The following is a 26,305-nucleotide window of genomic DNA, read 5'->3' on the forward strand; positions in this document are numbered from 1 at the left end:
CCGGCCAGGTGGGAGGGTGCCGCGGCCCGCCGAGGGGCCGTGCGGCGTCGTCGTCCTCCGGGGGTGCCGGTACGACGACGCCGCCGCGCCGCCGGGGCCTCAGAACAGGAAGTAGCGCTGGGCGAGCGGCAGCTCCGTGCGGGGCTCGCACGTGACGGGCGTGCCGTCCACGCGCACCTCGTACGTCTCCGGGTCCACGCGCAGCTGCGGCGTCTCGCCGTTGAACTTCATGTCCGCCTTGGTGAGGGAGCGGATGTCCCGGCACTCACGCACCACCTTCTCCAGACCGAGCGAGCGCGGCACGCCCGCCTGGATGGAGGCCTGGGACATGAACGTGATGGACGAGCGCGCGGCCGCCTTGCCGTACGCGCCGAACGCCTTGCGGTACCAGCGGGGCTGCGGGGTGGGGATGGACGCGTTCGGATCGCCCATCACCCCGTGGACCATCTGGCCGCCCTTGATGATCAGGTCCGGCTTGACCCCGAAGAACTTGGGCTCCCACAGCACGAGGTCCGCGAACTTGCCCTCCTCCACGGAGCCCACCGCGTGGAAGACGCCGTGGGCGATGGCCGGGTTGATCGTGTACTTGGAGATGTAGCGCTTGATGCGGTGGTTGTCCCCCACCGAGCCCTCGTCCTCGGGCAGCTGCCCGCGCTGGCGCTTCATGGAGTCCGCCACCTGCCACGTGCGCAGCACCACCTCACCCACGCGGCCCATGGCCTGCGAGTCCGAGGACGTCATGGAGAAGATGCCCATGTCCTGCAGCACGTCCTCCGCGGCAATGGTCTCCTTGCGGATGCGCGAGTCCGCGAACGCCACGTCCTCCGGGATGTCCGGGTTGAGGTGGTGGCACACCATGAGCATGTCCAGGTGCTCCTCGATGGTGTTGCGCGTGTACGGCAGCGTGGGGTTGGTGGACGCCGGGAGGATGTTCGGGTCCTGCGCCAGCTCGATGATGTCCGGGGCGTGACCGCCGCCCGCGCCCTCCGTGTGGAACGTGTGGATCACCCGTCCGGCGATGGCCGCGCGGGTGTCCTCCACGAACCCGGCCTCGTTGAGGGTGTCCGTGTGGATCGCCACCTGGACGTCGTACTCGTCCGCGACCTGCAGGGACGTGTTGATGGACGACGGCGTGGCTCCCCAGTCCTCGTGCACCTTCAGTCCGATCGCACCCGCCCTGATCTGCTCCGCCATGGGTGAGATGGACGAGCCGTGGCCCTTGCCGAGCAGCCCGAAGTTCATGGGGAACTCCTCGAAGGAGCGCAGCATGTTGTGGATGTTCCACTCGCCGGGGGTGATGGTGGTGGCCTTGGAGGACTCGCTCGGGCCCGTGCCACCGCCGATCATGGTGGTGATCCCGGAGACCAGCGCCGTCTCGATCTGGTCCGGGCTGATGAAGTGGATGTGCGAGTCGATCCCACCCGCGGTGAGGATCTTGCCCTCGCCGGCGACCACGTCCGTGGCCACACCGATCACGATGTCCACGCCGTCCATGATGTGGGGGTTGCCGGCCTTGCCGATCTTCTGGATGTGGCCGTCCCGCACCGCCACGTCCGCCTTGTAGATCCCCGTCCAGTCGATCACCACCACGTTCGTGATCACCAGATCCGGGATCCCCACGTCCCGCACGAGCTGGCCGTTCTGGCCCATGCCGTCGCGGACCACCTTGCCGCCGCCGAACACGGCCTCCTCACCGGGGGTCGTGAGGTCCTTCTCGACGCGCGCGAACAGCTCGGTGTCCGCCAGACGGATCGCATCCCCCGTGGTGGGCCCGTACAGGCTCGCGTACTGGTCCCTGCTCATCTCAAAGCTCATGGTTGACCTTCTTGTTCTGCGTGTTCATCGTGCTGTTCGACGTCGTGCCGTCCGGTGGGCCGGACGGGTGTGGGCCGGACGGGGTCAGCGGGTCTCGTTGGAGAAGCCGCCCCGCTGGCGCAGCGGCTTCGGGGCGTCCCCCGCCGCGGAGCGGTGGCGCGCGGGGGTGACGGCTGCGGCGTCGTCGTCCAGGGAGGCGGGCTCGTGGGCGTCCAGGGGCCCGTCCATGAGATCCCGGAAACCGTGGACGATGCGGTCCCCGTCCAGGGGGATCAGACGCACCGTGGTGGAGTCGCCCGGTTCCAGGCGGACCGCGGTGCCCGCGGGGATGTCCAGGCGGTGTCCCACGGCCCGGTCGCGGTCGAACTGCAGGGCCCGGTTGGCCTCCGCGAAGTGGAAGTGGGAGCCCACCTGCACGGGGCGGTCCCCGCGGTTGAGAACCTCCATGGTGATGGCCTCACGGCCCTCGTTGCAGACGACGGGCGCGTCCGCCAGCACGTACTCTCCGGGTGTCATGGGTGCTCCTCGCGGGGGTCAGCGAATGGGGTCGTGGACGGTCACGAGCTTGGTGCCGTCCGGGAACGTGGCTTCCACCTGGACGTCCGGGATCATCTCCGGGACGCCCTCCATGACGTCCTCGCGGGTGAGGATGGTGCTTCCCCAGCTCATCAGCTCAGCCACCGTCCGACCGTCACGCGCGCCCTCCAGGAGCTCGTAGGTGATGATCGCGATGGCCTCGGGATAGTTCAGCTTCAGCCCCCGCGCCTGGCGCCTGCGCGCGAGGTCGGCGGCGACCACCACCAGAAGCTTCTCCTGATCCTTGGGCTGCAGATGCATGCCTGGTCCCCTCCGGTTGATCCGCTCGTTCCATTGCTCGTCAGAGGCGGGCTACCCCCTCGGTACGCGAACTTGGTTAGCCTACCTCCACAACCGGGGTGAGCTGCTGTGACATCGAGAACATTCAGGTCCACCGGGATCCGTCGTCCTTCGCGGAGTCGCGCGTTTCTCAGTCCGTACCGGAACAGCGGTCGGGGGCAATTCCGTGGAACTCCACAGGATTGCCCAGTCGGTCGTAGGTGATGGCCGTGCTGATCCGGAGACTGCAACCGGGCCCCAGGGGGACGGTGCGCGGGCGGCCGCTGCCCCCCGCCGGTGCGCTCCCCCACGACCGCGACGTGGTCGAGGCCCTTCACACCCACCAGGAAGTCCTCCGCAGCGCTGTAGGTGGAGGCATCGACCCTGACGGTGAGGGTGCCGGGCCACGCGCCGTGGACGGGGGGCTCGGCCCAGCGTGGCTGCGGCTCCGACAACCCTCCGCGGCCATCCGTGAATGCGGCGCTACCCACCATGGTCCTGGTCCTGAGGAAGCGGTCCCGCACTCGACCGGCGAGCATGATGTCACCGCCCACGTTTCCACGCAGGTCGAGCACCATGTGCTGGCGCTGTGTGGCCGCAGCGCACACTTCGTCGAGGACGCATTCAATGCCCGCGGACGGGTCAAAGGCCCTCAGGACGACCACGGCGTCCCCAGCCCGGTTCTTCCGCACCGTCATGAGCTGCTCGAGCGCGTGCGGCACCGCCCGCTCCACCCAGGTCACCGACCGGCACGTGCGTGGATCCGTTGCGCCGAAGCTGCGCTCGGGCCCGTTGAAAGCCATGGCGCGGCGAGCCGCCATCCTCCGGTGCTGCTGCGGAGACGCACCCACTGTTCTCAACCAGTGAGCAGGATCGTCGATCTGCACCACCCATCCGACGCGGACACCGGCAGCGAAGGCCGCCGATGTCTGGGGCACCTCGATCATCGTGGCCCCGTTCGCGTGCAGCTCTGCGGTGTAGAGGGGGTGGAAGACTCCGGCGTCGTGATCAAGGACGGCAGTGTGCGCATCGCCGAGCCGGGCCACCCAGCGCGAAGCCCAGGGGATGAACTCCTCCCAGGTGCGGGGCCGGTCCTCCATCACATCGGCGCACAGGGCGCCCCAGTCCAGTCCGCGCAGGGTGAAGTACGGGTAGCTGGTCTCACACTCCGTGCGGATGCGCTCGATTGCCTCGTCGATCGTGCCCGCAGGAGTTGCAGAAACCTGCGGGCCCGGTGAGTGCGCGAGGGTTTGCAGCAGACTGAACGTAGCCATGAGCCCGTTGCTGTCAGCCGCCCGACTGACAAGGCGGCCACTCCCGGCGTCCCAGGCCAGCGAGGGCACTTCTCCGGGTTCAACCCGTTCTGCCACCCACCGGAAACATCCTCCGGGCGGCTCCGAGAACACCACGGGCACGCCGAGAACGGCCTCGAGCTCGTGACGTTCCTGGACAAGCAGCGCCAAAGTTGCACCGTCCACCAAACTGGCGGGGAAGTCGATGTGAAAGGGCCGGTTGGCTGCGATGCCTTGCAGGGACATGAGGACATGATGCCCGCGTGCACAGGCCCACACCCGATGCCACAGCGTCCAACGACCGGCCGTCGCCACGTCCTCACGCAGAATCGGGGAACCAGCATGCCTGGACGACGCCCGAGCTCGCCCCGCTGCACGGGCTCCGATCCCCTGTGGGAAACCAATGGGCGGCTGACGCCTGTGGCTAGGGCGTGTCTGACAAAGGTTAGTCGCGGGGTCTGAAACGATCAGGACGTGTCACGTTTTCAGGTTCTCTCGGATGCCCAGTGGTCACTGATCGCGCAGTTGCTGCCCCGCCCGACGGGCAAGCCGGGCCGCAAGTTCTCCGACGCGCGCACGATGGTTGAGGGCATCGTGTACCGCTACCGCACCGGCATCGCCTGGCGCGATCTACCCACGGTGTACGGGCCGTGGCAAACGGTATGGACCTGGCACCGGCGCCTGGCCGATGACGGAACCTGGGACCGCATCCACGCCGAACTAACTACTGCTGCTGACGCGGCAGGTCTGATCGACTGGTCGTTGTCGGTCGACTCGACGATCGCGCGCGCCCACCAGCACGCAACGAACACCACCCGCCTCACAGGGGGCTGGATCGAACTACAAGAATCCGGGCCTCGAGCCGCCTGAACACGCCGTGGGCCGCTCACGCGGCGGGCTGTCAACGAAGATCCACCAACTCGTCGACGGCCACGGAAGATCCCTGGTCACACTGCTGACTCCCGGACAAGCAGGCGATTCGCCGATGCTCATTCCGCTCATGGACCAGCTGCGCGTGGCACGGGCGGTAGGACGCCCCCGCACCCGGCCCGACGCGCTTCGGGGCGACAAGGCCTACTCCTCACGAGCGATCCGCGCGCACCTACGCTCCCGCGGGATCAAGGCCGTCATTCCCGAACCCGAGGACCAGGAAGGCCACCGGCGACGGCGCGGCTCACGCGGGGGCAGGCCCGTCAGCCTTGACGCCGACGACTACAAGAACCGCAACGTCATCGAACGCAGCTACTGCCAGCTCAAACAATGGCGCGCCATCGCGACCCGGTACGACAAACACGCTGTGACCTACCGCGCCGCCATCATCCTGCACTCCGTCATCACCTGGGCGAAGGCTTTGTCAGACACGCCCTAGTGCCCCGACGGCCAGTGAGACATCGAACGACCCGTCGTGGCCCCTTCTCGCTACCGCCGGGCCTGGCCGGCGCGCTCGTCCGCTCGGTGAGCGCAGGAGCCACGGTGGTTGCGACGGGACGGGACAACCATCCCGCGCGGCGCCTCTACGAGCGCCTGGGATTCCACCACGTCGAAGACCGCCAGGTCCTGGAGCGGCTGTGGGTCAGCATCTACGAAAAATGATGGCCCACGTAATCCGAGAGCGGCAGGCGTCAGCCTCAGCTCTGCCGTCGGCCGACGCCGTCGCGCTGGGCCAGTGGCGCTTGGGGCAGCCCACCCGCCCCCAGCCGCTCACGAAGCCTGTAGGCGTGGGCGTCTGACAGCATCCGTTCCTTGTACCCTTCGACGCGCTCACGATCTACTGGATGCTCCGCCACGAAGTCTTTGAGGGCCTTTGCCATGGGGGTTAACGTTCCTTTCGGCCTGCCCAGATGCATGTCGATCAGGTCGTCCACCCGCTGAGACGCTGACTCCCATTATATTCTTCCAAGCAACGCCCCTAGCGCGTCCACACGGATCTCCAGGCGACTCCTTGAGTTACGTGGTGCCCAGTGGTTTCACCATGATCAGACAGGGAGTTCCCTCGCCCCACAGGGCGGTTTCCTCCACGGGGAGAAACCCACACCTCTCATAGAATTTTCTCGTGCGAGCGTATCCAGGGTCCGGGTGCGAGGGGCCAAGAGTTTTGACCTCCAGGAGCTTCACCCCACGTGCTCTGGAATTGGTTTCGACAGCATCCAGCATCGCGGAGCCCACTCCATGACCGTGGACGCTCCGGTCCACCACAGTGAGATGGATTTCGACGACATGGGGAAAGTGACGGTCCACAAGCGTCACACCGACGACCCGCCATGAGGGATCGCGAACGGTCCACGTCTCCTTGCTGCGTGCGGCGTCGATGTACTTGGCGTTTTCCTCATCCCGGCCAAACCACTCGGGAACCGTCCCCAGCAGTCGAGACAGGTCCTCGGGAACCTGGCCGTCCCGTTCTGCGCGCCATTCACCCCTCGCCATAGAAACCTCCTGTCGATGACAGCGAATCAGTCACGGTCCAGTCCCTCGCGCCGGGCGGCGACGAACACCATGAGCGGCTGATCTGCGCCCCCGGTGAATGGTGCCCCATTCCAGTCCCGATACACGGCCGTGACGTTCAGTCCCGCCATCGAAAGGTCCTCGACAATCCGTTCACGGCTTCGGAACTGCAATCGTTGGTCGTCGTTCGCCACGGAACCGTTGTCGAACTCGTAGGTACTGTGCATGACCACCACGCCGTCCTCGCCGGGCGGATCGGTCCTCAACGACTCCCGCAGGATGCCGGCGGGCGTCTCCCGCCAGGACGCTTCCTGCTGCCACTTCTCCCAAGCGCGAGCCGCGGGGTTGCGGCTTTCGAAGGCGAGAAGGCCTCCGGGACGGAGACCCCTGGCAATGTCGGACAGCGCGGTCTGCCACTGCGCGTTGAGAATGTGCATCGCCACGTTGCCGTTCATCACCACCATGTCGGCGCTGTTCGAGGAGATCTGCTCAGAGGTGCCCTGAATCCACTGCACCCGGTCACCGCCCTGCCGGGTACGCGCCTGCTCGAGCATGGCGGAGGATGGATCAATCCCCGTGACTTCCCGGCCGGGACCGCAAAGCGTCACCGTGAGCAGGCCTGTACCGCAGCCCAGGTCGGTGATCTCCGTAGAACCACTGTTCGTGGCCAGCTCCCGGAAGAAGTCGTGATCCGGCCCATCCGGATTGTCGATGTCGTAGACCGCCACGAGGTGGGGATTGTCGTAGCTCATGATTCGAGAAGTTCAGCCAGCTGAACCGCGAGGGAGGCTAAGCGTGAGTCAACGACCGACCACACAATCGCATGGTCCACCACGCCATAATCGTGCGCGATGACATTGCGCATGCCGATGATTCGGCCAAGGTCAGGCACCTCCGCAGCGGTCTCCGGATCCGTCCGCCGCAGTCGGTTCAACGCTTCTCCCAGAATCTCCAGCTGGCGTTCCACGGCCGACTGCACCAGCAGGTTGGCCTGAAACTCATTCCTATCGATGCCGCCCACGGAGGAGAGAATCGCCAGACAAGCTTCGCGAGCACCCCCAGAGGTGTGCTTTAGAGGTGGGCAACATAGACGGTCTCCGTATGCGCCAGTGCCGACTCCCTGAAGTACGGGTTTCGGATGGCGCGCTTGACGACCAGGTCGACGTCGCGTTCAACTATCCGGCAGAGCTCATCATGGAGACCGCTGAAGTCCTCGAATGGATCCGCACGATCGGGCAGGAAGTCGACCAGAAAATCGACGTCGCTGTCAGTAGTGAAGTCACCGGCGACCGCTGACCCGAACAGCTCCAGCTCTGCGACACCATGACGTGCTGCCGCACGGCTGATCGCCTCCAGGTCGAGGCTCATGGTCTGGCTCATGCGCCCAGTGTCCCATGGCAAGGAGGACAGCGGTACAGGACGCCGTGCGCCTTGTTGAAGGAAGCTAGGCCGTAGGTAGCTCGAAAGTCACACCACGGCGAGCGGCGTAATCGCCGCAATGCGCTCCCCCGCCCGGTCTTCCGCGCAGTCCAACTCGTAGAGGCTCTGCAGGTTGAGCCAGAACTCCGCCGAGGTTCCGAAATAGCGTGCCAAACGGCGGGCCGTGTCCGCGGTGATCCCCCGCTTGCCGTGCACGATCCCATTGATCCACCGAGGAGGCACCCCGATGGAGACGGCGAGCTTGTTCGGCGTGATGCCGAATCCTTCGAGGAAGTCCTCCATCAGGACTTCTCCCGGGTGGATCGGCTCGATCAGGTCCGCCTCGGTGGTAGTCGACGAGTTCGACATTGTCCGCACCTCCATTGATCCGCCCCATTCCGGGCACCACCTGTCCCATGGGCTGACCTCAATCCCTACCACGCGCTCAGCCTATTCGGCTCTGGCCGATCCCTACCTCAGGGGCCAAACAGGGCGAGCGGCACCACGGCGACGCCGTCCCTTCGCCGGTAGGCAGTTGGACCCGTCGTGATGATCAGACCATCCACGAAACGTGATCCCAGCTGGTCGCGCAGCCAGCGCAGGTGCTTGCCGTCGGAGTCGCTGACACCCGCCGCGAGTTTCACCTCCACGCCGACAACGCCACCGTCGGGCCGCACGACCACGAGGTCCACCTCGTGGTCGCCGTTGCGCGTCCGCAGGTGTGCGATGTCGACCTCTGCGGCCTGGGCAGCGACACGGACGCACAATGTCACCAACGATTCGAAGAGCATCCCTAGCATGGAACCCGCCTGGGGACGAAGTGGCTCCCCTTTGCCGCCCAGCAGTGCATCAGCGCCCAGGCCGAGGAGGCGAGCTGCAAGAGCAGGATCCGCCAGGTTGTGCTTCGGAGCCTGCCCGAGGCGAGTCATCGGACTGCCGGTCGGGGTCCAGGCCGGCACAGGGTCGAGAAGCCACAACGAGGCGAGCACCTGGCGGTAGGACTCGGCGGTCGCCCGTGCCGGCTTGTCGCTGTGACCAGGGGTCGCCGCATCGAGAATCTGGGAGTAGCTCGCCGTCGTCGAAGTGGCGGAAGCATACGCTCGCAGCCAGGCCATTATGGCCTCCGGGCGACGGACCGCCAGGCCCTGCTCTGGCACGTCGCGCTCCACAGCATTGCGCAGGTAGGAGTCGAGCTGAAAGCCCCGGGCGCGGGAGCTCAAGCCGCGCATCCCCGGAAAACCCGAGGCGACGATTTCCTCCACGTATTCGGGCAGCCCCATCGTCGACTCACCCTGGATGGCATCACGTTCCGCCAGAACAGCAGCAAGGCTCACGGTCGGCGTAACCAGACCACGCTCCGCGAGCGTCATGGGACGCATGCGCAGGCGGCCGATCCGACCGGCTCCCGAGTGCTGCACGGTCCCGTCCTGCGGACTCGCGCTACCGGTCAGAAGGAACTGCCCGCCTGCGGCATCCTCATCCACGGCACGGCGAACGACGTCCCACACCTCCGGCACCTTCTGCCACTCATCGACGAGGAGCGGGCGAGGACGGCGGAGGATGATCTGCGGATCCGCTACGACGGGCTCGCGAACGGCTTTGGAGTCCAGCTTCACCAGCCCAGCCGCCCGTTGTTCCGCCGTCGTGGTCTTGCCTACGGCCTTGGGGCCGTCCAGCGCGAGGGCCGCCACCCCTCCAAAGAGGTCATCCAGCTCGAGGTCCACGATGCGACGGGTGTACGACATGGCTGAACCATACCATTAGCAGATGTCTAACTAGGCGAAACGCATGCTCCAAATTAAGCAGAACGCCACTGCATTGCCGCAACCTGGCCACCTTCATGGACGTCGCGTTTCGACCGGCTAGGGTCACGACCCACGCCCCCTTAGTACCCGTAGATCGGGACTGCTCCTGGTCCCTCAGCCTTCTACGTGTCGGCCCCGTGTGCGATGCTCAACATTGGCCAGCCAGAGACGGACGGAGACTCCATGAGCACCGCACCCGATACCCCAGCCTCGATCCCTGAGCACCTGCTCGAGATAATCACCGAGGGCATGGACTTCCGCGACGACCAAGGATGGATCCCCTGGGCCTGGGGAGTCCTCGCCCGCGCTGGCGACGTCCCCGCGCAAATTGATGAAGACGACCCCGACTACCCCCGTAGCCTCATGACGCTCGCGGCACTCGGCCGACTCTACGATCTTTTCCAGCAAGTACTCTCAGGTCTGAACGCCGATCTCGAGACGAACCCTGATCTGGTCGGCGAGGTCCGCCCCACAATCACAACCATCGAGCTCGCTCGCTACTCCGAGGCTGAAGGTGTCTGCGACACCGCGTGGCCCGAGACGAGCAGCGGGCTTCTACGAGGAGCCATCAGGACGCGGACTGAACAGACCTGTGCCCAACTCGCAGAGCTTCTGGGTACCGCGCGTCTCTTCACATCCCTCTTTGTCACCGGGACGGCGGCTGTCGCTATGGACGACGACACTGACGTCCCTGCGGACACTCACTCACCGTCGGAGGATGCTTTTGACCGGTATCTCTCATCAGTCGTCAACGACGACCCCACGGCGGACAAGCAACGCACATACGAGTGGCTCAACGGCGACCTCGACCTCGGTTGACTCGCTACGAGCGAGTGTCACTTGATCGATCTTGTGAAGCGCCCTGGGTTTCGTTCCGAGCTACTTCCTCAAGGAGGATCGGATCATGCCACAGAAGTACAGTCCCGAGTTCAAGGCCCGCGCCCTGCAGCTCATCGAGGAACGAATCCAGGCTGAACAGTGCTCGGGCTGGGTCGCCTGTACCGCCGTGGGCGGAGCCCTCGGCGGGATCTCCACCCGTACATTGCAGAACTGGTGGAACCAGAACCGTATCGATCACGGTGCCGCCCCCGGGTTGAGCACTTCCAAGGCCACTTAGATCCAGAGGCTACGGCGAGAGAACCTCGAGCTGCGCCGGGCGAATGAGATCCTGCGCGAGGCCTCGGCTTTTTTCGCAGCGTAACTCGAGGCACCCCACAACGAGATGACCTGGTTCATCGACGAACACCGGGATCAGTTCGCCGGTCGAGGCCATCTGCCGCACCATGGGTGCGACGGAGTGTGGATTCATCATCTCCCGCGGCCATCGGGCCTCGAAAACGAGACCACCATCGGCCAGCGCCCTGCGGGAGGAGCTTTTGCTGCCCGAGGTTCACCGGATCCATGCCCAGAACTATGGTGTGTACGGGGCGCGGAAGATGCACCAGGCCATGCGCCGTGCCGGCTGGAATAAAGGGCGGGACCAGATCGCACGCCTGATGAAAACAGCCGGCCTCCACGAGGTCCGGCGCGGGCGCAAGCCCGTGACCACCCGTGCTGGTGCGGCCCCGGACACCCGCCCGGACCTCGTCGAACGCAGATTCGTTGCTCAACGCCCGCACCAGTTGTGGGTCGCGGACATCACCTACGTCAGGTCCCTGGGCGGGTTCTGCTACACGGCATTCGTCACCGACGTGTTCACCCGCAAGATCGTGGGCTGGGCAGTCTCCGCCTCACTACACACCGTGGGGTTGCCGTTACTGGCCCTGGAATATGCCCTGCTGAACACCGGCGCCAGTCGAGGCAACCGGGGATTGATACACCACAGCGACCGGGGCAGCCAGTACGTCAGTCTGGCCTACTCGGATGCGCTGATCACCGCCAGAGTCAGCGCCTCGGTGGGCACAGTCGAGGATTCCTACGACAACGCCCTGGCCGAGACGGTCAACGGGCTCTACAAAGCCGAACTCACCCACGCGAAACGGGTATGGGAGTCCACCGAGGCGGTCGAGCTGGCCACGATGAGTTGGGTCCACTGGTGGAACACGACCCGGCTGCACGAGGCACTCGGATACGCCACTCCGGTCGAGGCGGAAACCGCTTACAATCTCAATCACGACGTAGCGCCCGTTGCGTTATAACCACGGAACGAAACCCAGGGCGCTTCACGTGCGATCCGGTGGGCGATCGGTCAGCTCCGGCGCGAGGGCGCGACGATTCAAGGCCTGGCCCGGCAGCTCGGCACCATCTGGAACACGCTCTGGTCCCGGATCCAGCCCGTCCTGCCCCAGGCCGCGGGTGATCCCTCCAGGTTCGATGGCATGCAGGTTCTGGGTGTGGATGAGCACATCTGGCACCACCGCGACCCGCGCCGCCGAGGCCCGGAGGAGCTCATCGGGATGGTCGATCCGACGCGAGGCCCCCACCCCACCGCCAGGCTTCTCGACCTGGTCCCGGGGCGATCCGGCAAGGTCTACCGCGACTGGTTGGACGAGCGCGGCGAGATGTTCCGCCACCGGGTCGAGATCGCGACGCTGGACCCGTTCCAGGGCTTCAAGAACGCGATCGACGACCAGCTCGAAGACATCATGTGTGTGCTGGATGCCTTCCACATCGTCAAGCTCGCAGGGGCAGCGGCTGATGACGTCCGCCGCCGGATCCAGCAAGAGACTCTCGGACACCGACGACGCAAGGGCGACCCACTCTACGGGATCCGCCATATTCTCCGAGCCGGGCGCGAACGCCTCACCCCGCGCCAACGGGCCCGGCTCACTGCAGCGTTCGCTGTGCACCCGGATCATGTGGCCGTCGAGTGTCGCCTACCAGTGTTGCCAGGACCTGCGCGATGTCTTCCACCAGCCCACGCCTGCTCAGGGCCGGCGCCTGGCCGAGCAACTGATCGACAAGCTGCCAGGGTGCCCGATCGGGGAGATCGACAGACTGCGTAAGACACTACGCCGCTGGAGGACCGCGTTCCTGGCGCACTTCGACACCGGCGGGGCGAGCAACGGTGGCACCGAGGCCATCAACGACATCATCGAGCTCGGGCGTCGTATCGCGCGTGGCTTCCGCAACTTTGAGCACTACCGACTGCGGATGCTGCTCATCACCGGTGGGCTCGATGCCTCACCCCACACTCAGCTCTGAAGAGCCGATAAGGTCTTTCACGAGAACTTCCCCTGGGTGGATCGGCGCGATTTTGTCAATGGTAGCCAACGATCTCGGCCCCTCCCAGTGAGTCTCCGCTGAAACCTAGCGCAATCGACACACCACCGCGCCTCTAATCCCAAATCGAGGGGAGCCCAAATGCGCCATATTCTAAGGAATCAGCCAACGTCCTCAGCCTATTCACTGTGGCCTGAATTTCGCCCGGCCGATATGTCCGGTGCTTTGGATCTGGAATCTCCTCCACCACCTCCAGCGCACCAGCTGCAGACACTGTCAGAGTTTCAAATCCAGCCACTAATTCATCAACAGTGGGCGCAATACTTGAATTCCTCTCAATAAGCGATATGTCCCGGGCGGACACGGGCTCGGCATTGTCCCACTCTTCGCAGACCCGATGTATTATAAGCTTTATAATATCATTATTCCGACGATAAGTTTCGATCACTTCTGCAAGTTGGCGAGGACCGTTAGGCGCCCGGAAGATATGTGCTATAACGCTCGTCGGCAGGCCGAGGTAAAAAGCAGCCTCCAGAAGTTCAGCGAGCTCCTCAGTCAAAATCAAACTCCACGATTTGCGTGAGGCGATCTCCGTCAACGTGCCTTCAGCAAACCCTGGAGCGACGATGGCAACATAATCCGCGGAGTGCTTCTTCTGGTGAGAACTAATTGCCACGTCACTTACGCTCGTATGCGATATGACTCCCGATGACGTGGATTTGGCATCAATTATAGCTGTACGAATGTCGCCACTTTCCTCGGTCCATCTAACTACAACATCCGTATCACCTGACCCGCCAATTTTTTTAGCCTCAAACCCGACCAGAGAAAACATTCGTTCAATCGCGAATTCCAGTGCCGAACCTGCCCCACGGCGACCGGCGCCAGGGTCGACTCCGCACTTTTTCACGTCCAATGCTGCTACCGCTATTGAGTCATTTCGGGAGTCATCAGGTTTGCCCTGCTGAAGGCCGGCAACTAGGGGTTCAGCCGGGGAAGCGGTTTCGGTCGGTTCCGAAACCGGGAGGTCTTCGACGAATAGCCGCCCCAGCGATGTTGTTCGTATCGAGGAGTATGAGGATTCAACGAGCAGTCCAGCCTCTACAAGGAAATTAATTATCCATCGAGATTTTTCACGATTCATACCAAACTGGGTGCTTCTTTCGTACACACCAGCTCGCGGCACCCCGTCCTTGGCGAAAACCAAGATTTCTCCGACGAACCTCATATGGCCGTGAAGGATGCGCACAAAATCAATATACGAACCGGACCTAATCCAAGCAGCGGCTGCAGGAGTTGCTGTATAAATGCCGCGCCTCACTTCTTGGATTAAGCCCGCAGCTCGCATGAAAGGCATCATGGAGTCCACGCTGCTGCGCTTAAGACCAAACCTTGTAGAAATGAAGGCCAGTAGTTCTTCGCGGGAAATTGGATCGAGCGCAAAACTAACGCACGTTTGCATGTTCTCAATTTTGCATGGGTCAGACGCAGGGCTCGGCACCCAAATATTGTAGGTATTCCGACTGGCGTGCGCCTCTGGATGGTCGCGCAGGTTGTCCAACAGCGCCTGCACCTCAGCGGGCGCGGGGGGAATTTTTATGTTTGAATCAGATTCTTCAAAATAGGTAGCTACGGGGCTCACCAATTGCCAATCTGAAACCACTGTCCGGCCTAGCTGTGTTGCACCCAGTTTATTTTCAGGAAGCCATTCAACCATGCCCAAAACTTCCAGCCAGGTAGTCCTGGTGCGAATATTGGCTACCGATTTCCAAGTACTTAGGTGGTATTTTTCGACCAAATAGTCGAGTGCTTCTTTAGTAGTCAATGGTCGTTCAGTCAGAGCCAAGAGCAACTCCCCGAACAGCCTTACCCGTGAGGCGAGTATGCTGGCCAGTTCCACCTTTGATCGCGAGGAGAGTAGCGACCTCCCCTCATGCGAGAGGCCCAATCTTCCACCCTGATTTTGCACCAGCCCCATGGCAACCAAAGGGGATCCGATGCTCCTCCATGTGCGTCCCTGGGAATTACCGGAAATCGTTGCCGCCTCATCGAGACGAACTGTCCCTGCCTCTTTGAGAACCTCTAAAAGGTCTAATACACGATCGAAAAGGATCTCCTTAGACACCTTGAGGTCGGGTGCGGAGGACTTTTGCAGGCGCCAGAGTTCTCGCTCACGAGCTAGCCCATTCGTTTCCAAATTAAATCCACCTACATTCGAGCTACCACCTTGGGGAACCCCCTTTGGGAAGTTTATTTCCATTGCTTTGGTCTACGACTTAGTCAGACGTTAAACCGGAACTCCACCACATCCCCATCCTGCATCACATACTCCTTGCCCTCCATGCGCACCTTGCCCGCGGCCTTCGCGTCGGCCATGGATCCGGCGGCCATGAGGTCGTCGTAGGAGACGATCTCCGCCTTGATGAAGCCACGTTCGATGTCCGAGTGGATGACTCCGGCAGCCTTGGGGGCGGTGTCGCCCTGGTTGATGGTCCACGCGCGGGCCTCCTTGGGGCCGGCGGTGAGGTAGGTCTGCAGACCCAGGGTGGAGAAGCCCACGCGGGCCAGCTTGTCCAGGCCGGACTCCTCCTGGCCCTCCATCTCCAGCATCTCGCGGGCCTCCTCCTCGGAGAGCTCCACCAGATCCGCCTCGAGCTTTGCGTCCAGGAACACGCACTGTGCGGGCGCCACCAGCGCCTCCAGCTCGGCCTGGCGCTCGGGCGAGGACAGCACGCCCTCGTCAGCGTTGAACACGTAGATGAACGGCTTGGCGGTGAGCAGGTTCAGCTCGCGCAGGTTGTCGGTGTCCAACTTCTCGGGCCCGGCGGCCTCGAAGATCGTGCGGCCCTCCGCCAGCACCTTCTCCGCGGCCTGGTACGCCGCGAGCTGCTCCGGCGAGCCCTTCTTGATCTTGACCTGCTTCTCCAGCTTGGGGATCGCGTTCTCCAGCGTCTGCAGGTCCGCGAGGATCAGCTCGGTGTTGATGGTCTCGCGGTCCGAGGCCGGGTCGATCTTGCCGTCCACGTGGATCACGTCCGGATCGTCGAACACGCGGATGACCTGGGCGATCGCGTGCGCTTCGCGGATGTTGGCCAGGAACTGGTTGCCCAGCCCCTCCCCCTCGGACGCGCCCTTCACGATTCCCGCGATGTCCACGAAGGACACCGTGGCCGGCACGATCTTCTGCGAACCGTGCATCTCCGCGAGCTTGTCCAGCCGCTCGTCCGGCAGGTTCACCACGCCCACGTTCGGCTCGATGGTCGCGAACGGATAGTTCGCGGCGAGCACCGTGTTGCGCGTGAGCGCGTTGAAGAGGGTTGATTTTCCGACGTTCGGCAGACCGACGATTCCAATAGTAAGAGCCACGGTCCGCATCCTACCGGCGCCGCCCGACGACGTCGCCACGCGACTCCGCGCCCCACCTCGCCTTTCCGTCCGGGCCACCGGCACGCCCCACCGTAGGCCGGGCGGTGCCGCCCCAGGGCGAAAGCCGCCCCTGTCCGTTCGGATCACCAGATACCGGCACGGTGGCCACCAGACCACCGACCCGCCGGGCACCTGCGAAACCACCCCTGACACATGTCATGCCCCACTCGTGACAACCGACAGTTCGCCGCCCCTCCCCGAGCGGCGAGTCTGGACCCATGAACCGCACCAACACCGCCACCACCCCCGCCCCGCGACCATCGGCCAACCCCGCGATCGAGGTCCGCGACGTCGTCAAGACCTTCCACACCCGCTCCGAGACGGTCCACGCCGTGAAGGGTGTCTCGCTCGAGATCCCGCGCGGCGCCGTCGTCGCCCTCCTGGGCCCCAACGGCGCGGGCAAGACCACCCTGCTGGACATGGTCCTGGGCATGACGGACCCCACCGCCGGAACCGTGGCCGTGTGCGGAGAGCCGCCCCGGAGCGCGACGTCGCACGGCCGCGTGGGTGCCGTGCAGCAGGTGGGCGGTCTGCTCCCGGACGTCACCGTGCGGGAGGCGGTGACCATGATCGCGTCCCTCTACCCGGACCCCCTGCCCGTGGCCGAGGCCCTCGAACGCTCCGGCGCCGCAGAGTTCGCCGGCCGGAAGATCTTCAAGTGCTCGGGCGGTCAGCAGCAGCGCGTGCGCTTCGCCCTGGCCCTGCTCCCCCGCCCCGAGCTGCTCGTGCTGGACGAACCCACCGCGGGCATGGACGTGGCCTCCCGCACCGCGTTCTGGGAGGCGCTGCGAGCGCAGACCGCGGACGGGCTCACGGTGGTGTTCGCCACGCACTACCTCCAGGAGGCCGAGCAGATGGCGGACCGTGTGGTCCTCATGGACGCCGGGCGCATCACGTTCGACGGCTCCGTCCACGAGCTGCGCAGCACGTCCCGCCACCACACGGTCAGCTTCGCGTGGCCGAGTGACGAGCCGGTTCCCGCGCTGCCTGGCGCTTCCAAGGTCACGCGGGCGCACGGGCGGGTGAGCGTGCGTACCCAGGACGCGGACGCCGTCGCCCGGGCCGTGCTGACCGGCACCGCGGCGAGCGAGCTGGAGGTGTCCCGCGGTGGCCTGGACGAGGCGTTCGCCGCGCTGCTGCGCCACGACGACACCGCATGACCCCGCCCATCCATCCCGAACCACCGACCCAGGAGTCACCGCCATGTCCCTGACCTACACCGCCTACGACGTCCTGCGGAACCTCCGCGCCGTCTCCAACATGTTCTTCGTGGCCGTGCTGCCCGCCGTCCTGTTCGTCCTGTTCGGCGTAGCGCAGGGCTGGTCCTCCGCGTCTCTGCCCGGTGGCAACGTCTCCGCGTACGTGATGGTCTCCATGGCCGCGTACGGCGCCATCACCGCGACCACCGGCATTGCCGGCAGCGCCGCGGTGGAACGGCTGCAGGGCTGGGGCCGCCAGCTGGCGCTGACGCCCATGGGCACCGCGGGCTACGCGACCACCAAGGTGACGGTGGCCATGACCCTTGCGGTGGTGCCCGTGCTCGTCGTGTTCACCGTGGGGCTCTTCACGAACGCCGCGATGGACGACCTCTGGCGCTGGGTGCTGAGCGGCGTCCTGGCTGTGGTGCTGTCCTCGGTGTTCGCCCTCTACGGCCTGGCCGCCGGTCTGATCTTCCGCTCGGACGCCGCCGTGGGCGCGGCGAGCGGGTGCCTGGTGGTCCTGGGGTTCTTCGGCAACGTGTTCATGCCGCTCTCGGGCGGACTGCTGGAGGTGGCCCGTTTCACCCCCGTGTATGGAATCGTGGGACTCGCCCGGTACCCCGTGACAGAAGGAACCGTGACCACCATGGACGGCATCCAGACCGACAGCGTGTGGCTGCTGCTCGCCAACACGGTGGCGTGGGCCCTGGTGTTCGGCGCCGCCGCCCTGCTGGCCGCCCGGAAGGCCACGGCCCGCCGGTGAGCACCTCTGCCAACCGCCCCCGCGAGGCGCGCACCCCGGAGCCCCACCACGAGCGCTCGGACCTGCTCTACGCCGTGGTGTGGCTGGTGTTCCTCCTCTTCCCGGCCACCGCGCTGGTGCAGAGCACCGCATCCACCGGCCTCAAGACCCTGGGCCTCACGGGGCTGGTCCTGTTCGCCGTGCTGTACACCGTGTCCTGGGTCCGTCAGATCCTGGTTCCGCAGGTGGGCCCGCTGCTCAACGCCGTGCTCTGGAGCGCGGTCCTGGTCCTGGCGCTCCTGCTCGTGGTCCCCGCCTCGCCGTGGGCTCCCAGCAGCACCGCGCCGTTCTTCGTGGCCCTGTTCGTGTTCCGGCTGCCGCTGCGCCAGGGCGTCCCCGCCTCCGTGGTGGTGGCGCTTCTCGCCCTGGTCCCCGCGCTAACCCTGCTGCCCCGGGACCAGCTTGTGTGGCCGCTGTTCGCCGTGCTGCCCGCCTGGCTCATCATCCTGGCCTCCCGCGTGGCCATGGAGCGTTCGGAGGCCCACGAACGCCTCACCCGGGAGCTCGCGGTCTCCCGGCAGCGCGAGGAGGTGGGCCGGGACGTCCACGACATCCTGGGCCACTCCCTCACCGTCATCACCGTCAAGGCCCAGCTCGCCCAGCGCCTCGTGGAGACCGACCCGCAGCGCGCCGTCGCCGAGCTCGACGACGTCCTGGCCCTGTCCCGCGAGGCCCTCACCGACGTGCGCTCCACCGTGGACAGGATGCGCGAGCTGGACCTGGGCGTGGAGCTCGTGCAGGCCCGGGCTGCGCTGCGTGCCGCGGGCATCACCCCGCACCTACCCTCCTCCGTGCCTGCCCTGGACCCGACCACCCGCTCCGCGTTCGCGGGCATCCTGCGCGAGGCGGTCACCAACGTGGTGCGCCACTCGGGTGCCTCCCGCTGCCGGGTCACGCTCACGGGCACGTCGCTTCGCGTTGCGGACGACGGCGCCCGGGCCCGCGGTCTCGTGCCCACCGGCGACGCGGCGTCGTCGTGCTCCGGGAATGCCGAGGCGGAGGCCCGCGAGCCGGAGCTCCGCGAGGGCAACGGAATCCGCGGCATGCGGGAGCGTGCGCGGGCGGCAGGATGTGAGGTGACCGTCACCCGGAACCCCCGGGGCGGCACGACCGTGGAGGTGTTCCGGGCATGAGCGTGATCCGTGTGCTGGTCGCGGACGACCAGGCCCTCGTGCGCGCGGGTCTCGCCGCGCTGCTGGACCTGGAGCCGGACCTCACCGTGGTCGCGCAGGCGGCGGGCGGGCACGAGGCCGTGGCACTCGCCGCCCAGGAGTGCGTGGACGTGGCCCTGCTGGACATCGAGATGCCGGGGCTGACCGGCCTGGAGGCCACCGAGCAGATCGTCGCGGCGGGACGTGGGACGCGGTGCCTGATCGTCACCACGTTCGACCGCCCCGGCTACCTGCGCCGCGCGTTCGACGCCGGGGCGTCCGGTTTTGTGGTCAAGGACACCCCCGCGCCCGAGCTCGCCGAGGCCATCCGCAGGGTCCACGCTGGGCTGCGGGTGGTGGACCCCGCGCTGGCGGAGAAGTCCCTGCTCGCCGGGCCCAATCCCCTCACCGCGCGGGAACGGGACGTGCTGCGCGAGGCTGCGGGCGGGGCGTCCGCCGGGCAGATCGCCAGAGCCCTGCACCTCTCCGCCGGAACGGTGCGCAACCACCTGTCCTCGGCCATCGGGAAGACGGGAACCGCCAACCGGACGGAGGCCGCCACGGTGGCGGCACGCAACGGGTGGTTGTAGGGGCGCCGTCTGCCTGCGCATGGTCGTCAGCTCCGTCCAGACCTGCCGTGCAACCCTGTGCGGCCGCGCCACCAAGCGTCGATGCCCCCGGCGGACCCTGGCAACCACCCAGGGCACCGGTCCAGGGCCCGGACGATACCCCCTGCCCCGTCGCTTGTGCGTGTCGGACGCCCTTGTCACAGTGACCGCATGGATGCTTCCGTGATGTCTCAGGTGTGGTGGTTGTGGGCGCTCTTCGCCCTGGTGGTGGGCGGTGTGGGCGGCTACGTCCTGGCCTCGCTGAGGAACACTCACCGGGAGTCGGAGCTGGAGGAGGCCCAGCAGCAGCGCCTCCAGGCCCTGCAGGAGGCTGCGGCCGCCCAGTCCGCGCGGGATCAGCTGGCGGACCGGGTGGAGTCCCTGGAGGCCCGCGCCGTGCAGGACCAGGACGTCATGCGTGCCCTGGCACCGCTCAACGAGCAGCTCTCCTCCGTGGGGCGCCACGTGAACCAGCTGGAACGGGACCGCGCCGCGCAGTTCGGCGCCGTGGCCCAGGCCCTGGAGGCGGCGCGCACCACGGACCGGCAGCTGCTGCAGGCCACCGGCTCCCTGGAGTCCTCCCTGCGCTCCACCACGGCACGCGGTGCCTGGGGTGAGATGCAGCTGCGCCGCGTGGTGGAGGCCGCCGGGATGACCCGTCACGTGGACTTCACGGAGCAGACGGTGCGCTCCACGGACACCGGGGTGCAGCGCCCGGACATGGTCGTCAACCTCCCGGGCGCGCAGTCCGTGGTGGTGGACGCCAAGGCGCCCATGAGCGCCTACCTGGACGCCCAGGCGGTTCCCGCGGACGGCTCCCCCGAGAACGAGCAGCGCCGCGCCCAGCTGCTGGCCGCCCACGCCAAGGCCCTGCGCTCCCACGTGAACACGCTGGGCACCAAGAAGTACTGGTCCGCGGAGGAGAACTCCCCGGAGCTGGTGATGTGCTTCGTGCCCGTGGAGTCCGCCCTGGCCGCGGCGCTCGATGCGGACGCCACCCTGCTGGACCACGCCGCACGCAGCAACGTGGCACTGGTGTCTCCGGTGTCCCTGCTGGCCTCGTTGAAGGCGGTGGCGTTCAGCTGGCGCCAGGCCACGCTCACCGACAACGCCCGGGAGCTGTACCGGCTCTCGCGGGAGCTCTACGACCGAATGGGGGCGGTGGGCAAGCACCTCTCGGACATGGGCGGCTCGCTGCGCCGGTCCGTGGAGGGCTACAACAAGCTGGTGGGCTCACTGGAGTCCCGGGTGCTGCCCTCCGCGCGGAAGATCGCGGAGCTGGACCCCACGGCCACGGACTTCGAGGCGCTGGGGACGAAACCCGTGGACGCCGTCCCCCGCCCGGTCACGGCCACGGAGTTCGTGACCGACTGACGCAGGGCCCAGCTCTCGGAGCCTTGTGGTCAGCGTGTGGGGCGGGTGCCGCGACCGCCCAGACCGCGGGTGGTGTCCCCGTCCTGGGCGAGCTTGGCCCGCAGCTCCTTGGGCAGGGAGAACAGGATGTCCTCCTGGGCGGTCACCACTTCCTCCACGGAGCCGTAGCCGTACTCGGCCAGGAGGTCGAGCACCTGCTGCACGAGCACCTCGGGCACGGATGCACCGGAGGTCACCCCCACGGTGGCCACGCCCTCGAACCAGGACTCGTCCACCTGGTGGGCGAAGTCCACGCGCTCGGCCCGGGCGGCGCCGTACTCCAGCGCCACCTCCTTGAGCCGCACGGAGTTGGAGGAGTTGGCCGATCCCACCACGATCACCAGGTCCGCCTGCGGGGCGATCTCCTTGATGGCCGCCTGGCGGTTGGACGTGGCGTAGCAGATGTCGTCGCTGGGCGGGTCGATCATGTTCGGGAACTTGGCGCGCAACCGGTTCACCGTCTCCATGGTCTCGTCCACGCTCAAGGTGGTCTGGGACAGCCACACCACCTTGTCCGGGTCCCGCACCTCGAGGGTGTCCACGTCCTCCGGGGAGTTCACGATCTGGATGTGCTCGGGAGCCTCACCGAACGTGCCCTCCACCTCCTCGTGGCCCACGTGGCCGATCAGCAGGATCTCGTAGTCGCTCTTCGCGAAGCGCACGGCCTCCCGGTGCACCTTGGTGACCAGCGGGCAGGTGGCGTCAATGGTGTTCAGGTTCCGCTCCTGTGCGGACTGCACCACGGCCGGGGAGACGCCGTGGGCGGAGAACACGAGCATGGCCCCCTCGGGCACCTCGTCCGTCTCCTCCACGAAGACCGCGCCGCGCTCCTCCAGGGTCTGCACCACGTGCTTGTTGTGCACGATCTCCTTGCGCACGTACACGGGCGCACCGTAGTGCTCCAGCGCCTTCTCCACCGCGATCACGGCCCGGTCCACGCCCGCGCAGTAGCCGCGCGGAGCGGCCAGCAGCACCTTGCGAGGCCCGGTCACGGGCGCGGCGGCGGCAACCTCCTCCGGAGTGCGGCGCACCCGGGGAACGGTGGGCATGGACAGGTCAACCACGGTGGACATGTCCTCAATGGTAGGTGACCGCACGGACACGCACCACGGCGCCGGCCACGCCCACGAGCGCCACCACCCCGGCCCAGATCATGCCCGTGACGCTGCTCGCCACGAAGGACTCCCGGAGCACGCCCACCACGCGCTCCACCACGAGGTGCGCCACGGGGTCCACCCCGGAGGCGTCCACCACGGTCCGGGCCGCCGTGAGGGCCACACCGAGCACGAGGCCCACGCACGCAACTCCCGCGAGACCCACGCCGGCGAGCGCGAGCCAGCGCCGCGGCGTCGTCGCCACCGCGGCCACCGCGCACGCGCCGGCGAGCCACGGCAGGGCGTGGCGCCACTGCGCGCACCACACGAGCGCGTCCACGACGCCGCCCGTGTGCACCCCGGGGACGGTCACTGTGAGGTTCTGCGTGTCGAGACCCGGCGAGAGGCCCGTGGTGTCCTGGATCTGCCGCTGCACCGCCTGGCCGAGGGCGGAGACGTCCACCACGAGCTCGTCCGGGGCGTGGCCGGCCTCGGCGGCCACGGGGACGTTCGCGTCGTGGGTGTCGTCCAGCACCGCGAGCCACGTGCCCTGCTGCTCCGGCGCGGTCAGCCAGGTCTGGGCGGCGCTCACCGCGGTCTCCCGCAGCTTCTCCGCGGCCCGGTCCAGGGGCGCGATGCCGGTGTGGACGTTCTCCAGCGCGCTGAACGCGGCCCGGTCCAGGACGGTGCGCACGAGCTCGTTCTGGAACCCGGAGTCGGTGACCACGGACGAGGCCGTGTCCTGGAAGCCGGACGGCGAGAGCACGTGCGCCTGCACCCAGCTCAGCCCCAGCCACGCGGCGAAGCCTGCGCCCGCGAGGACGGCGAGGAGGGCGGAGGCGAGCGCGCGGACCACGGCCGCGGGACGGGGAGAGGCGGAGGAGCTCACCGCTCCACTGTAGAGAAGGAGCGGCTGTGCGTGTCCCCAGTGGGTGATACTCATGTGTCATGGACTCCTCGTTCCCCGCCGACGCCGCTCCCGCCCGGAATGCTCCCGCGGAACTTCCCGAGCTGGCCAGGGACACCTCCCCGGAGAACCCCTGGCCGCTGCGCAAGCTGTCCCACTCCCTGCACGGCTGGATCCAGAAGGCCCCGGCGGCGTGGGTGGAGGGCCAGGTGATCGAGGTCAACCAGCGGGCCCGTGTCTCCTACGTCACCCTGAGGGACCTGGAAGAGGAGGCCTCGGTGAGCGTCACCCTCTTCCAGAACGAGATGGCCCGCCTGGAACGCCCCCTCGAGCGCGGCGCGCGGGTGGTCGTGAGCCTCAAGGCTGACTTCTACGTCAAGGCCGGCCGACTCTCCATGCTGGGCAGGGACATCCGTCCCGTGGGGCTCGGGGACCTGCTGGAGCGGCTCGAACGGCTGCGCCGGGCCCTGGCGGACGAGGGGCTCTTCGACCCCGCACGCAAGAAGCCGCTTCCCGTGCTCCCCCACCGCGTGGGTCTGATCACCGGGCGGAACTCGGACGCGGAGAAGGACGTGGTGCGCAACGCCACCAACCGCTGGCCGGGCGTGCAGTTCGAGATCCGCGAGGTCCCGGTGCAGGGAGCGGGCTCGGCCCGCGCCGTCATCGGTGCGCTCGAGGAGCTGGACCGCATGGCCGAGGTGGACGTGATCGTGATCGCCCGCGGTGGAGGTGCCTTCGAGGACCTGCTGTCCTTCAGCGACGAAGCCCTGCTGCGTGCCGTGTTTGCCGCGGACACCCCCGTGGTGAGCGCGATCGGCCACGAGAACGACCAGCCCCTGTTGGACCACGTGGCGGACGTCCGGGCCTCCACCCCCACGGACGCGGGCAAGCGCATCGTCCCGGACGTCCAGGACGAGCGGCTGCGCCTCTCCCAGGCCCGTTCCGCACTGGACCGGGCGGTGGGCACCATGATCGAGCGTGAGCAGCAGGGCCTCGCCACGGTGCGCTCCCGCCCGGTGCTCGCGCAGCCGGACGGCATGATCCTGGTGCGCGAGGAGGACCTGGACCGGTGGCGCACCCGTGCGTGGTCCGCAGCCAGCTCCCTCACCCTGCGCGCGCAGGACTCCGTGGCCCAGATGCGCGCCCGGGTCCGCGCGCTGTCCCCGCAGCAGACCCTGGACCGCGGGTACGCCGTGGTGCAGACCCCGGACGGCTCCGTGCTCACGGACGCCACCCGGGCGGAGGTGGGCCAGTCGCTCACCGTCCGGCTCGCGTCCGGGGAGCTCGGCGTGGACGTCACCGGCACCAGCACCCGCCGGCCGGGCGAGCACTGAATCCCCAGAGAACCCCAGCGAAAGGCACACCGTGGCACAGCAGAACCAGAACACCGATCCCCAGCAGGGCGCACCGGACCTCTCGGACGTCGACGGCCTTGGCTACGAGCAGGCCCGCGAGCAGCTCGTGGAGATCGTCTCCCGTCTGGAGGCCGGGGGCACCACCCTGGAGGAGTCCCTGCAGCTGTGGGAGCGCGGCGAGGCGCTGGCCACCCGCTGCGAGCAGTGGCTCGACGGCGCCCGGGAACGGCTCAACGCCGCCCGCGCCCGGCGGGAGAACCGGGACCGGGCGGCGTCGGACGGGGAGTGAGCCCCGGAAGCTGCCGGTGAGGAGGAGCCGGACCTACTGCTGGTAGGTGGAGAGGAACTCGCCCAGCCGGTCCAGCGCGGTGTCCAGCATGTCCACGGACGGCAGGGTGACCAGCCGGAAGTGGTCCGGCTCCGCCCAGTTGAACGCGGTGCCGTGGCTCAGCAGGATCTTCTGCTCCTTGAGCAGGTCCAGGGCGAAGCGCTCGTCGTCCACGATCCCGAACTTCTCCACGTCCAGCTTGGGGAACAGGTAGAGCGCGCCGTGGGCCTGCTCGCACGTGACGCCGTCGATCTCGTTGAGCTTGCGGTGGGCGATGTCCCGCTGCGCCTTGAGCCGCCCGCCGGGGAGGATGAGGTCGTTGATGGACTGGTACCCGCCGAGCGCCGTCTGGATGGCGTGCTGCGCGGGGACGTTCGCGCACATGCGCATGTTGGCGAGCAGCTTGATGCCCTCCAGGTAGGACTCCGCGCGCCAGTTCGGCCCGGTGATGGCCAGCCACCCGGAGCGGTAGCCCGCCACCCGGTACGCCTTGGACAGGCCCGAGAACGTCAGGCACAGCACGTCCTCACCGGTGAGGCTCGCGGTGTTGATCATCTCGGCGTCGTCGTACGTGATCTTCTCGTAGATCTCGTCCGAGAACAGGATGAGGTCGTGCTTCTTGGCCAGGTCCACGATCTTCTGCAGCGTCTCGCGGGAGTACACCGCGCCCGTGGGGTTGTTGGGGTTGATGACCACGATGCCCTTGGTGCGGCTGGTGATCTTGGACTCCATGTCCTCCAGGTCCGGGTTCCAGCCGTTGTCCTCGTCGCACATGTAGTGCACGGGCGTGCCGCCGGACAGCGCCACGGAGGCAGTCCACAGCGGGTAGTCCGGTGAGGGGATGAGCAGCTCGTCACCGGGGTTGCACAGGGCCTGCAGGGTCATGGTGATCAGCTCGGACACGCCGTTGCCCAGGTACACGTCGTCCGTGTCCAGGTTCATGATCCCGCGCGTCTGGTAGTACTGCACCACGGCCGTGCGGGCCGAGTAGATGCCGCGGGAGTCCGAGTAGCCCTGCGCGTTCGGCAGGTTCTTGATCATGTCCACCAGGATGGCGTCCGGGGCCTCGAAACCGAAGGGTGCGGGGTTGCCGATGTTCAGGCGCAGGATGCGCTGACCGGCCGCCTCCATCTGCTCCGCCTGCTCCAGCACGGGGCCGCGGATGTCGTAGAGGACGTTCTTCAGCTTGTCGGACTGCTTCACCTTTGCCATGGGGCCAGACTACTCGCGGG

The 26,305-nt window shown here is 66.8% G+C and carries 27 protein-coding genes and 1 pseudogene; 12 read left to right on the forward strand and 16 right to left on the reverse strand.

Annotated elements, in window-relative coordinates:
* Nucleotides 1-99: 99 nt before the first annotated feature.
* The 4 genes from ureC to CWC38_RS12645 all read right to left on the reverse strand — a co-directional run bounded on the left by ureC (nt 100) and on the right by CWC38_RS12645 (nt 4,208).
* Nucleotides 100-1,815, reverse strand: a complete 1,716-nt coding sequence (gene ureC, locus CWC38_RS00110) for an urease subunit alpha (RefSeq protein ID WP_121844831.1) — start codon at nt 1,813-1,815, stop codon at nt 100-102.
* 84 nt (nt 1,816-1,899) lie between these two features.
* Nucleotides 1,900-2,331, reverse strand: coding sequence for an urease subunit beta (locus CWC38_RS00115; RefSeq protein ID WP_121844832.1), 432 nt, complete (start codon nt 2,329-2,331; stop codon nt 1,900-1,902).
* 18 nt (nt 2,332-2,349) lie between these two features.
* Nucleotides 2,350-2,652 (reverse strand): urease subunit gamma, encoded by a 303-nt coding sequence (locus CWC38_RS00120; protein ID WP_121844833.1) that lies wholly within the window; start codon nt 2,650-2,652, stop codon nt 2,350-2,352.
* Nucleotides 2,568-4,208, reverse strand: a complete 1,641-nt coding sequence (locus CWC38_RS12645; RefSeq protein ID WP_121844834.1) for a S41 family peptidase — start codon at nt 4,206-4,208, stop codon at nt 2,568-2,570. Before CWC38_RS12645 ends, CWC38_RS00120 begins: the two co-directional genes overlap by 85 nt.
* A 228-nt stretch (nt 4,209-4,436) precedes the next feature.
* On the opposite strand from CWC38_RS12645, the gene CWC38_RS00130 reads away from it, so the two are divergent.
* Nucleotides 4,437-5,331, forward strand: a protein-coding gene (locus CWC38_RS00130) for an IS5 family transposase (RefSeq protein WP_121844835.1) whose coding sequence is annotated in 2 segments (ribosomal slippage) — nt 4,437-4,787 and nt 4,789-5,331 — 894 coding nt in all. Because the reading frame shifts where the segments join, the coding sequence is not laid out codon by codon here.
* A gap of 259 nt (nt 5,332-5,590) precedes the next feature.
* Here CWC38_RS00130 and CWC38_RS00135 read toward each other — a convergent pair.
* From CWC38_RS00135 to CWC38_RS00165, 7 genes are all read right to left on the reverse strand, one after another.
* Nucleotides 5,591-5,827 (reverse strand): hypothetical protein, encoded by a 237-nt coding sequence (locus CWC38_RS00135; protein ID WP_124106128.1) that lies wholly within the window; start codon nt 5,825-5,827, stop codon nt 5,591-5,593.
* Nucleotides 5,828-5,909: 82 nt separating this feature from the next.
* Nucleotides 5,910-6,386, reverse strand: a complete 477-nt coding sequence (locus tag CWC38_RS00140; RefSeq protein WP_121844837.1) for a GNAT family N-acetyltransferase — start codon at nt 6,384-6,386, stop codon at nt 5,910-5,912.
* Nucleotides 6,387-6,412: 26 nt separating this feature from the next.
* Nucleotides 6,413-7,156 carry a class I SAM-dependent methyltransferase gene (locus tag CWC38_RS00145; protein ID WP_121844838.1) on the reverse strand — a complete coding sequence of 248 codons (744 nt, stop codon included), beginning with the start codon at nt 7,154-7,156 and terminating at the stop codon, nt 6,413-6,415.
* Entirely contained in the window at nt 7,153-7,443 is a 291-nt protein-coding gene (locus CWC38_RS00150) for a HepT-like ribonuclease domain-containing protein (RefSeq protein ID WP_338067511.1), read from the reverse strand. The genes CWC38_RS00145 and CWC38_RS00150 overlap by 4 nt, the downstream gene beginning before the upstream one ends.
* A 32-nt stretch (nt 7,444-7,475) precedes the next feature.
* Nucleotides 7,476-7,784, reverse strand: coding sequence for a nucleotidyltransferase family protein (locus CWC38_RS00155; protein ID WP_240624957.1), 309 nt, complete (start codon nt 7,782-7,784; stop codon nt 7,476-7,478).
* Between the two features lie 87 nt (nt 7,785-7,871).
* Entirely contained in the window at nt 7,872-8,192 is a 321-nt protein-coding gene (locus CWC38_RS00160; RefSeq protein ID WP_121844841.1) for a HigA family addiction module antitoxin, read from the reverse strand.
* A 107-nt stretch (nt 8,193-8,299) separates the two neighbouring features.
* Nucleotides 8,300-9,568 carry an ATP-binding protein gene (locus CWC38_RS00165; RefSeq protein WP_121844842.1) on the reverse strand — a complete coding sequence of 423 codons (1,269 nt, stop codon included), beginning with the start codon at nt 9,566-9,568 and terminating at the stop codon, nt 8,300-8,302.
* A 243-nt stretch (nt 9,569-9,811) separates the two neighbouring features.
* Between CWC38_RS00165 and CWC38_RS00170 the strand changes: the two genes are divergently transcribed.
* The 4 genes and pseudogenes from CWC38_RS00170 to CWC38_RS00180 all read left to right on the forward strand — a co-directional run.
* The gene (locus CWC38_RS00170) at nt 9,812-10,447 is read left to right on the forward strand and encodes a hypothetical protein (RefSeq protein WP_121844843.1); all 636 of its coding nucleotides are present in this window, start codon (nt 9,812-9,814) and stop codon (nt 10,445-10,447) included.
* A gap of 85 nt (nt 10,448-10,532) precedes the next feature.
* Nucleotides 10,533-10,745: a hypothetical protein gene (locus CWC38_RS12690; protein ID WP_439108819.1), complete on the forward strand. Its 213-nt coding sequence runs from the start codon at nt 10,533-10,535 to the stop codon at nt 10,743-10,745.
* Nucleotides 10,746-10,911: 166 nt separating this feature from the next.
* Nucleotides 10,912-11,766: an IS3 family transposase gene (locus CWC38_RS00175; protein WP_439108820.1), complete on the forward strand. Its 855-nt coding sequence runs from the start codon at nt 10,912-10,914 to the stop codon at nt 11,764-11,766.
* Between the two features lie 21 nt (nt 11,767-11,787).
* A pseudogene (locus CWC38_RS00180) lies at nt 11,788-12,772 on the forward strand (ISL3 family transposase); the annotation flags it as partial.
* 133 nt (nt 12,773-12,905) lie between these two features.
* Here the strand turns inward: CWC38_RS00180 and CWC38_RS12000 are convergent.
* Both CWC38_RS12000 and ychF read right to left on the reverse strand, forming a co-directional pair.
* Nucleotides 12,906-15,050 carry a hypothetical protein gene (locus CWC38_RS12000; protein ID WP_124106129.1) on the reverse strand — a complete coding sequence of 715 codons (2,145 nt, stop codon included), beginning with the start codon at nt 15,048-15,050 and terminating at the stop codon, nt 12,906-12,908.
* Between the two features lie 20 nt (nt 15,051-15,070).
* Nucleotides 15,071-16,156: a redox-regulated ATPase YchF gene (ychF, locus tag CWC38_RS00185; protein ID WP_121844878.1), complete on the reverse strand. Its 1,086-nt coding sequence runs from the start codon at nt 16,154-16,156 to the stop codon at nt 15,071-15,073.
* A 278-nt stretch (nt 16,157-16,434) separates the two neighbouring features.
* Here ychF and CWC38_RS00190 point away from each other — a divergent pair, with 278 nt between their 5' ends.
* From CWC38_RS00190 to CWC38_RS00210, 5 genes are all read left to right on the forward strand, one after another.
* The gene (locus tag CWC38_RS00190; protein WP_121844844.1) at nt 16,435-17,376 is read left to right on the forward strand and encodes an ABC transporter ATP-binding protein; all 942 of its coding nucleotides are present in this window, start codon (nt 16,435-16,437) and stop codon (nt 17,374-17,376) included.
* 43 nt (nt 17,377-17,419) lie between these two features.
* Complete coding sequence (locus CWC38_RS00195; RefSeq protein ID WP_121844845.1) at nt 17,420-18,178, forward strand: ABC transporter permease; 759 nt, start codon at nt 17,420-17,422, stop codon at nt 18,176-18,178.
* Nucleotides 18,175-19,350: a sensor histidine kinase gene (locus CWC38_RS00200; RefSeq protein ID WP_121844846.1), complete on the forward strand. Its 1,176-nt coding sequence runs from the start codon at nt 18,175-18,177 to the stop codon at nt 19,348-19,350. The genes CWC38_RS00195 and CWC38_RS00200 overlap by 4 nt, the downstream gene beginning before the upstream one ends.
* Complete coding sequence (locus CWC38_RS00205) at nt 19,347-19,958, forward strand: response regulator transcription factor (protein ID WP_121844847.1); 612 nt, start codon at nt 19,347-19,349, stop codon at nt 19,956-19,958. The genes CWC38_RS00200 and CWC38_RS00205 overlap by 4 nt, the downstream gene beginning before the upstream one ends.
* A 189-nt stretch (nt 19,959-20,147) precedes the next feature.
* Nucleotides 20,148-21,350, forward strand: a complete 1,203-nt coding sequence (locus tag CWC38_RS00210) for a DNA recombination protein RmuC (RefSeq protein ID WP_240624958.1) — start codon at nt 20,148-20,150, stop codon at nt 21,348-21,350.
* A gap of 29 nt (nt 21,351-21,379) precedes the next feature.
* Here CWC38_RS00210 and CWC38_RS00215 read toward each other — a convergent pair whose 3' ends face one another.
* Both CWC38_RS00215 and CWC38_RS00220 read right to left on the reverse strand, forming a co-directional pair.
* Complete coding sequence (locus CWC38_RS00215; protein ID WP_121844849.1) at nt 21,380-22,462, reverse strand: 4-hydroxy-3-methylbut-2-enyl diphosphate reductase; 1,083 nt, start codon at nt 22,460-22,462, stop codon at nt 21,380-21,382.
* Between the two features lie 4 nt (nt 22,463-22,466).
* Nucleotides 22,467-23,372, reverse strand: coding sequence for a hypothetical protein (locus tag CWC38_RS00220; RefSeq protein WP_121844850.1), 906 nt, complete (start codon nt 23,370-23,372; stop codon nt 22,467-22,469).
* 59 nt (nt 23,373-23,431) lie between these two features.
* On the opposite strand from CWC38_RS00220, the gene xseA reads away from it, so the two are divergent.
* Both xseA and CWC38_RS00230 read left to right on the forward strand, forming a co-directional pair.
* A complete protein-coding gene (gene xseA, locus CWC38_RS00225) occupies nt 23,432-24,724 on the forward strand; it encodes an exodeoxyribonuclease VII large subunit (protein ID WP_121844851.1) in 1,293 nt (430 codons plus the stop codon).
* 31 nt (nt 24,725-24,755) lie between these two features.
* Complete coding sequence (locus CWC38_RS00230) at nt 24,756-25,034, forward strand: exodeoxyribonuclease VII small subunit (RefSeq protein WP_121844852.1); 279 nt, start codon at nt 24,756-24,758, stop codon at nt 25,032-25,034.
* A 33-nt stretch (nt 25,035-25,067) separates the two neighbouring features.
* Here the strand turns inward: CWC38_RS00230 and CWC38_RS00235 are convergent, their stop codons facing one another.
* A complete protein-coding gene (locus tag CWC38_RS00235) occupies nt 25,068-26,285 on the reverse strand; it encodes a pyridoxal phosphate-dependent aminotransferase (protein WP_121844853.1) in 1,218 nt (405 codons plus the stop codon).
* Between the last annotated feature and the right edge of the window lie 20 nt (nt 26,286-26,305).

The sequence above is a fragment of the Kocuria tytonicola genome, assembly GCF_003687455.1.
Lineage (GTDB): Bacteria > Actinomycetota > Actinomycetes > Actinomycetales > Micrococcaceae > Kocuria > Kocuria tytonicola.

Excerpts from the sequence above, each read along its gene's own strand:
- CWC38_RS00205 (WP_121844847.1), top strand. The coding sequence starts at position 19,347 with ATGAGCGTGATCCGTGTGCTGGTCGCGGACGACCAGGCCCTCGTGCGC.
- CWC38_RS00155 (WP_240624957.1), bottom strand. The coding sequence starts at position 7,784 with ATGAGCCAGACCATGAGCCTCGACCTGGAGGCGATCAGCCGTGCGGCA.
- CWC38_RS00140 (WP_121844837.1), bottom strand. The coding sequence starts at position 6,386 with ATGGCGAGGGGTGAATGGCGCGCAGAACGGGACGGCCAGGTTCCCGAG.
- CWC38_RS12000 (WP_124106129.1), bottom strand. The coding sequence starts at position 15,050 with ATGGAAATAAACTTCCCAAAGGGGGTTCCCCAAGGTGGTAGCTCGAAT.
- xseA (WP_121844851.1), top strand. The coding sequence starts at position 23,432 with ATGGACTCCTCGTTCCCCGCCGACGCCGCTCCCGCCCGGAATGCTCCC.
- CWC38_RS00215 (WP_121844849.1), bottom strand. The coding sequence starts at position 22,462 with ATGTCCACCGTGGTTGACCTGTCCATGCCCACCGTTCCCCGGGTGCGC.
- CWC38_RS00145 (WP_121844838.1), bottom strand. The coding sequence starts at position 7,156 with ATGAGCTACGACAATCCCCACCTCGTGGCGGTCTACGACATCGACAAT.
- CWC38_RS12690 (WP_439108819.1), top strand. The coding sequence starts at position 10,533 with ATGCCACAGAAGTACAGTCCCGAGTTCAAGGCCCGCGCCCTGCAGCTC.
- CWC38_RS12645 (WP_121844834.1), bottom strand. The coding sequence starts at position 4,208 with ATGTCCCTGCAAGGCATCGCAGCCAACCGGCCCTTTCACATCGACTTC.
- CWC38_RS00115 (WP_121844832.1), bottom strand. The coding sequence starts at position 2,331 with ATGACACCCGGAGAGTACGTGCTGGCGGACGCGCCCGTCGTCTGCAAC.
- CWC38_RS00235 (WP_121844853.1), bottom strand. The coding sequence starts at position 26,285 with ATGGCAAAGGTGAAGCAGTCCGACAAGCTGAAGAACGTCCTCTACGAC.
- CWC38_RS00210 (WP_240624958.1), top strand. The coding sequence starts at position 20,148 with ATGGATGCTTCCGTGATGTCTCAGGTGTGGTGGTTGTGGGCGCTCTTC.
- CWC38_RS00190 (WP_121844844.1), top strand. The coding sequence starts at position 16,435 with ATGAACCGCACCAACACCGCCACCACCCCCGCCCCGCGACCATCGGCC.
- CWC38_RS00175 (WP_439108820.1), top strand. The coding sequence starts at position 10,912 with ATGGGTGCGACGGAGTGTGGATTCATCATCTCCCGCGGCCATCGGGCC.
- CWC38_RS00120 (WP_121844833.1), bottom strand. The coding sequence starts at position 2,652 with ATGCATCTGCAGCCCAAGGATCAGGAGAAGCTTCTGGTGGTGGTCGCC.
- CWC38_RS00160 (WP_121844841.1), bottom strand. The coding sequence starts at position 8,192 with ATGTCGAACTCGTCGACTACCACCGAGGCGGACCTGATCGAGCCGATC.
- CWC38_RS00195 (WP_121844845.1), top strand. The coding sequence starts at position 17,420 with ATGTCCCTGACCTACACCGCCTACGACGTCCTGCGGAACCTCCGCGCC.
- CWC38_RS00165 (WP_121844842.1), bottom strand. The coding sequence starts at position 9,568 with ATGTCGTACACCCGTCGCATCGTGGACCTCGAGCTGGATGACCTCTTT.
- CWC38_RS00170 (WP_121844843.1), top strand. The coding sequence starts at position 9,812 with ATGAGCACCGCACCCGATACCCCAGCCTCGATCCCTGAGCACCTGCTC.
- ureC (WP_121844831.1), bottom strand. The coding sequence starts at position 1,815 with ATGAGCTTTGAGATGAGCAGGGACCAGTACGCGAGCCTGTACGGGCCC.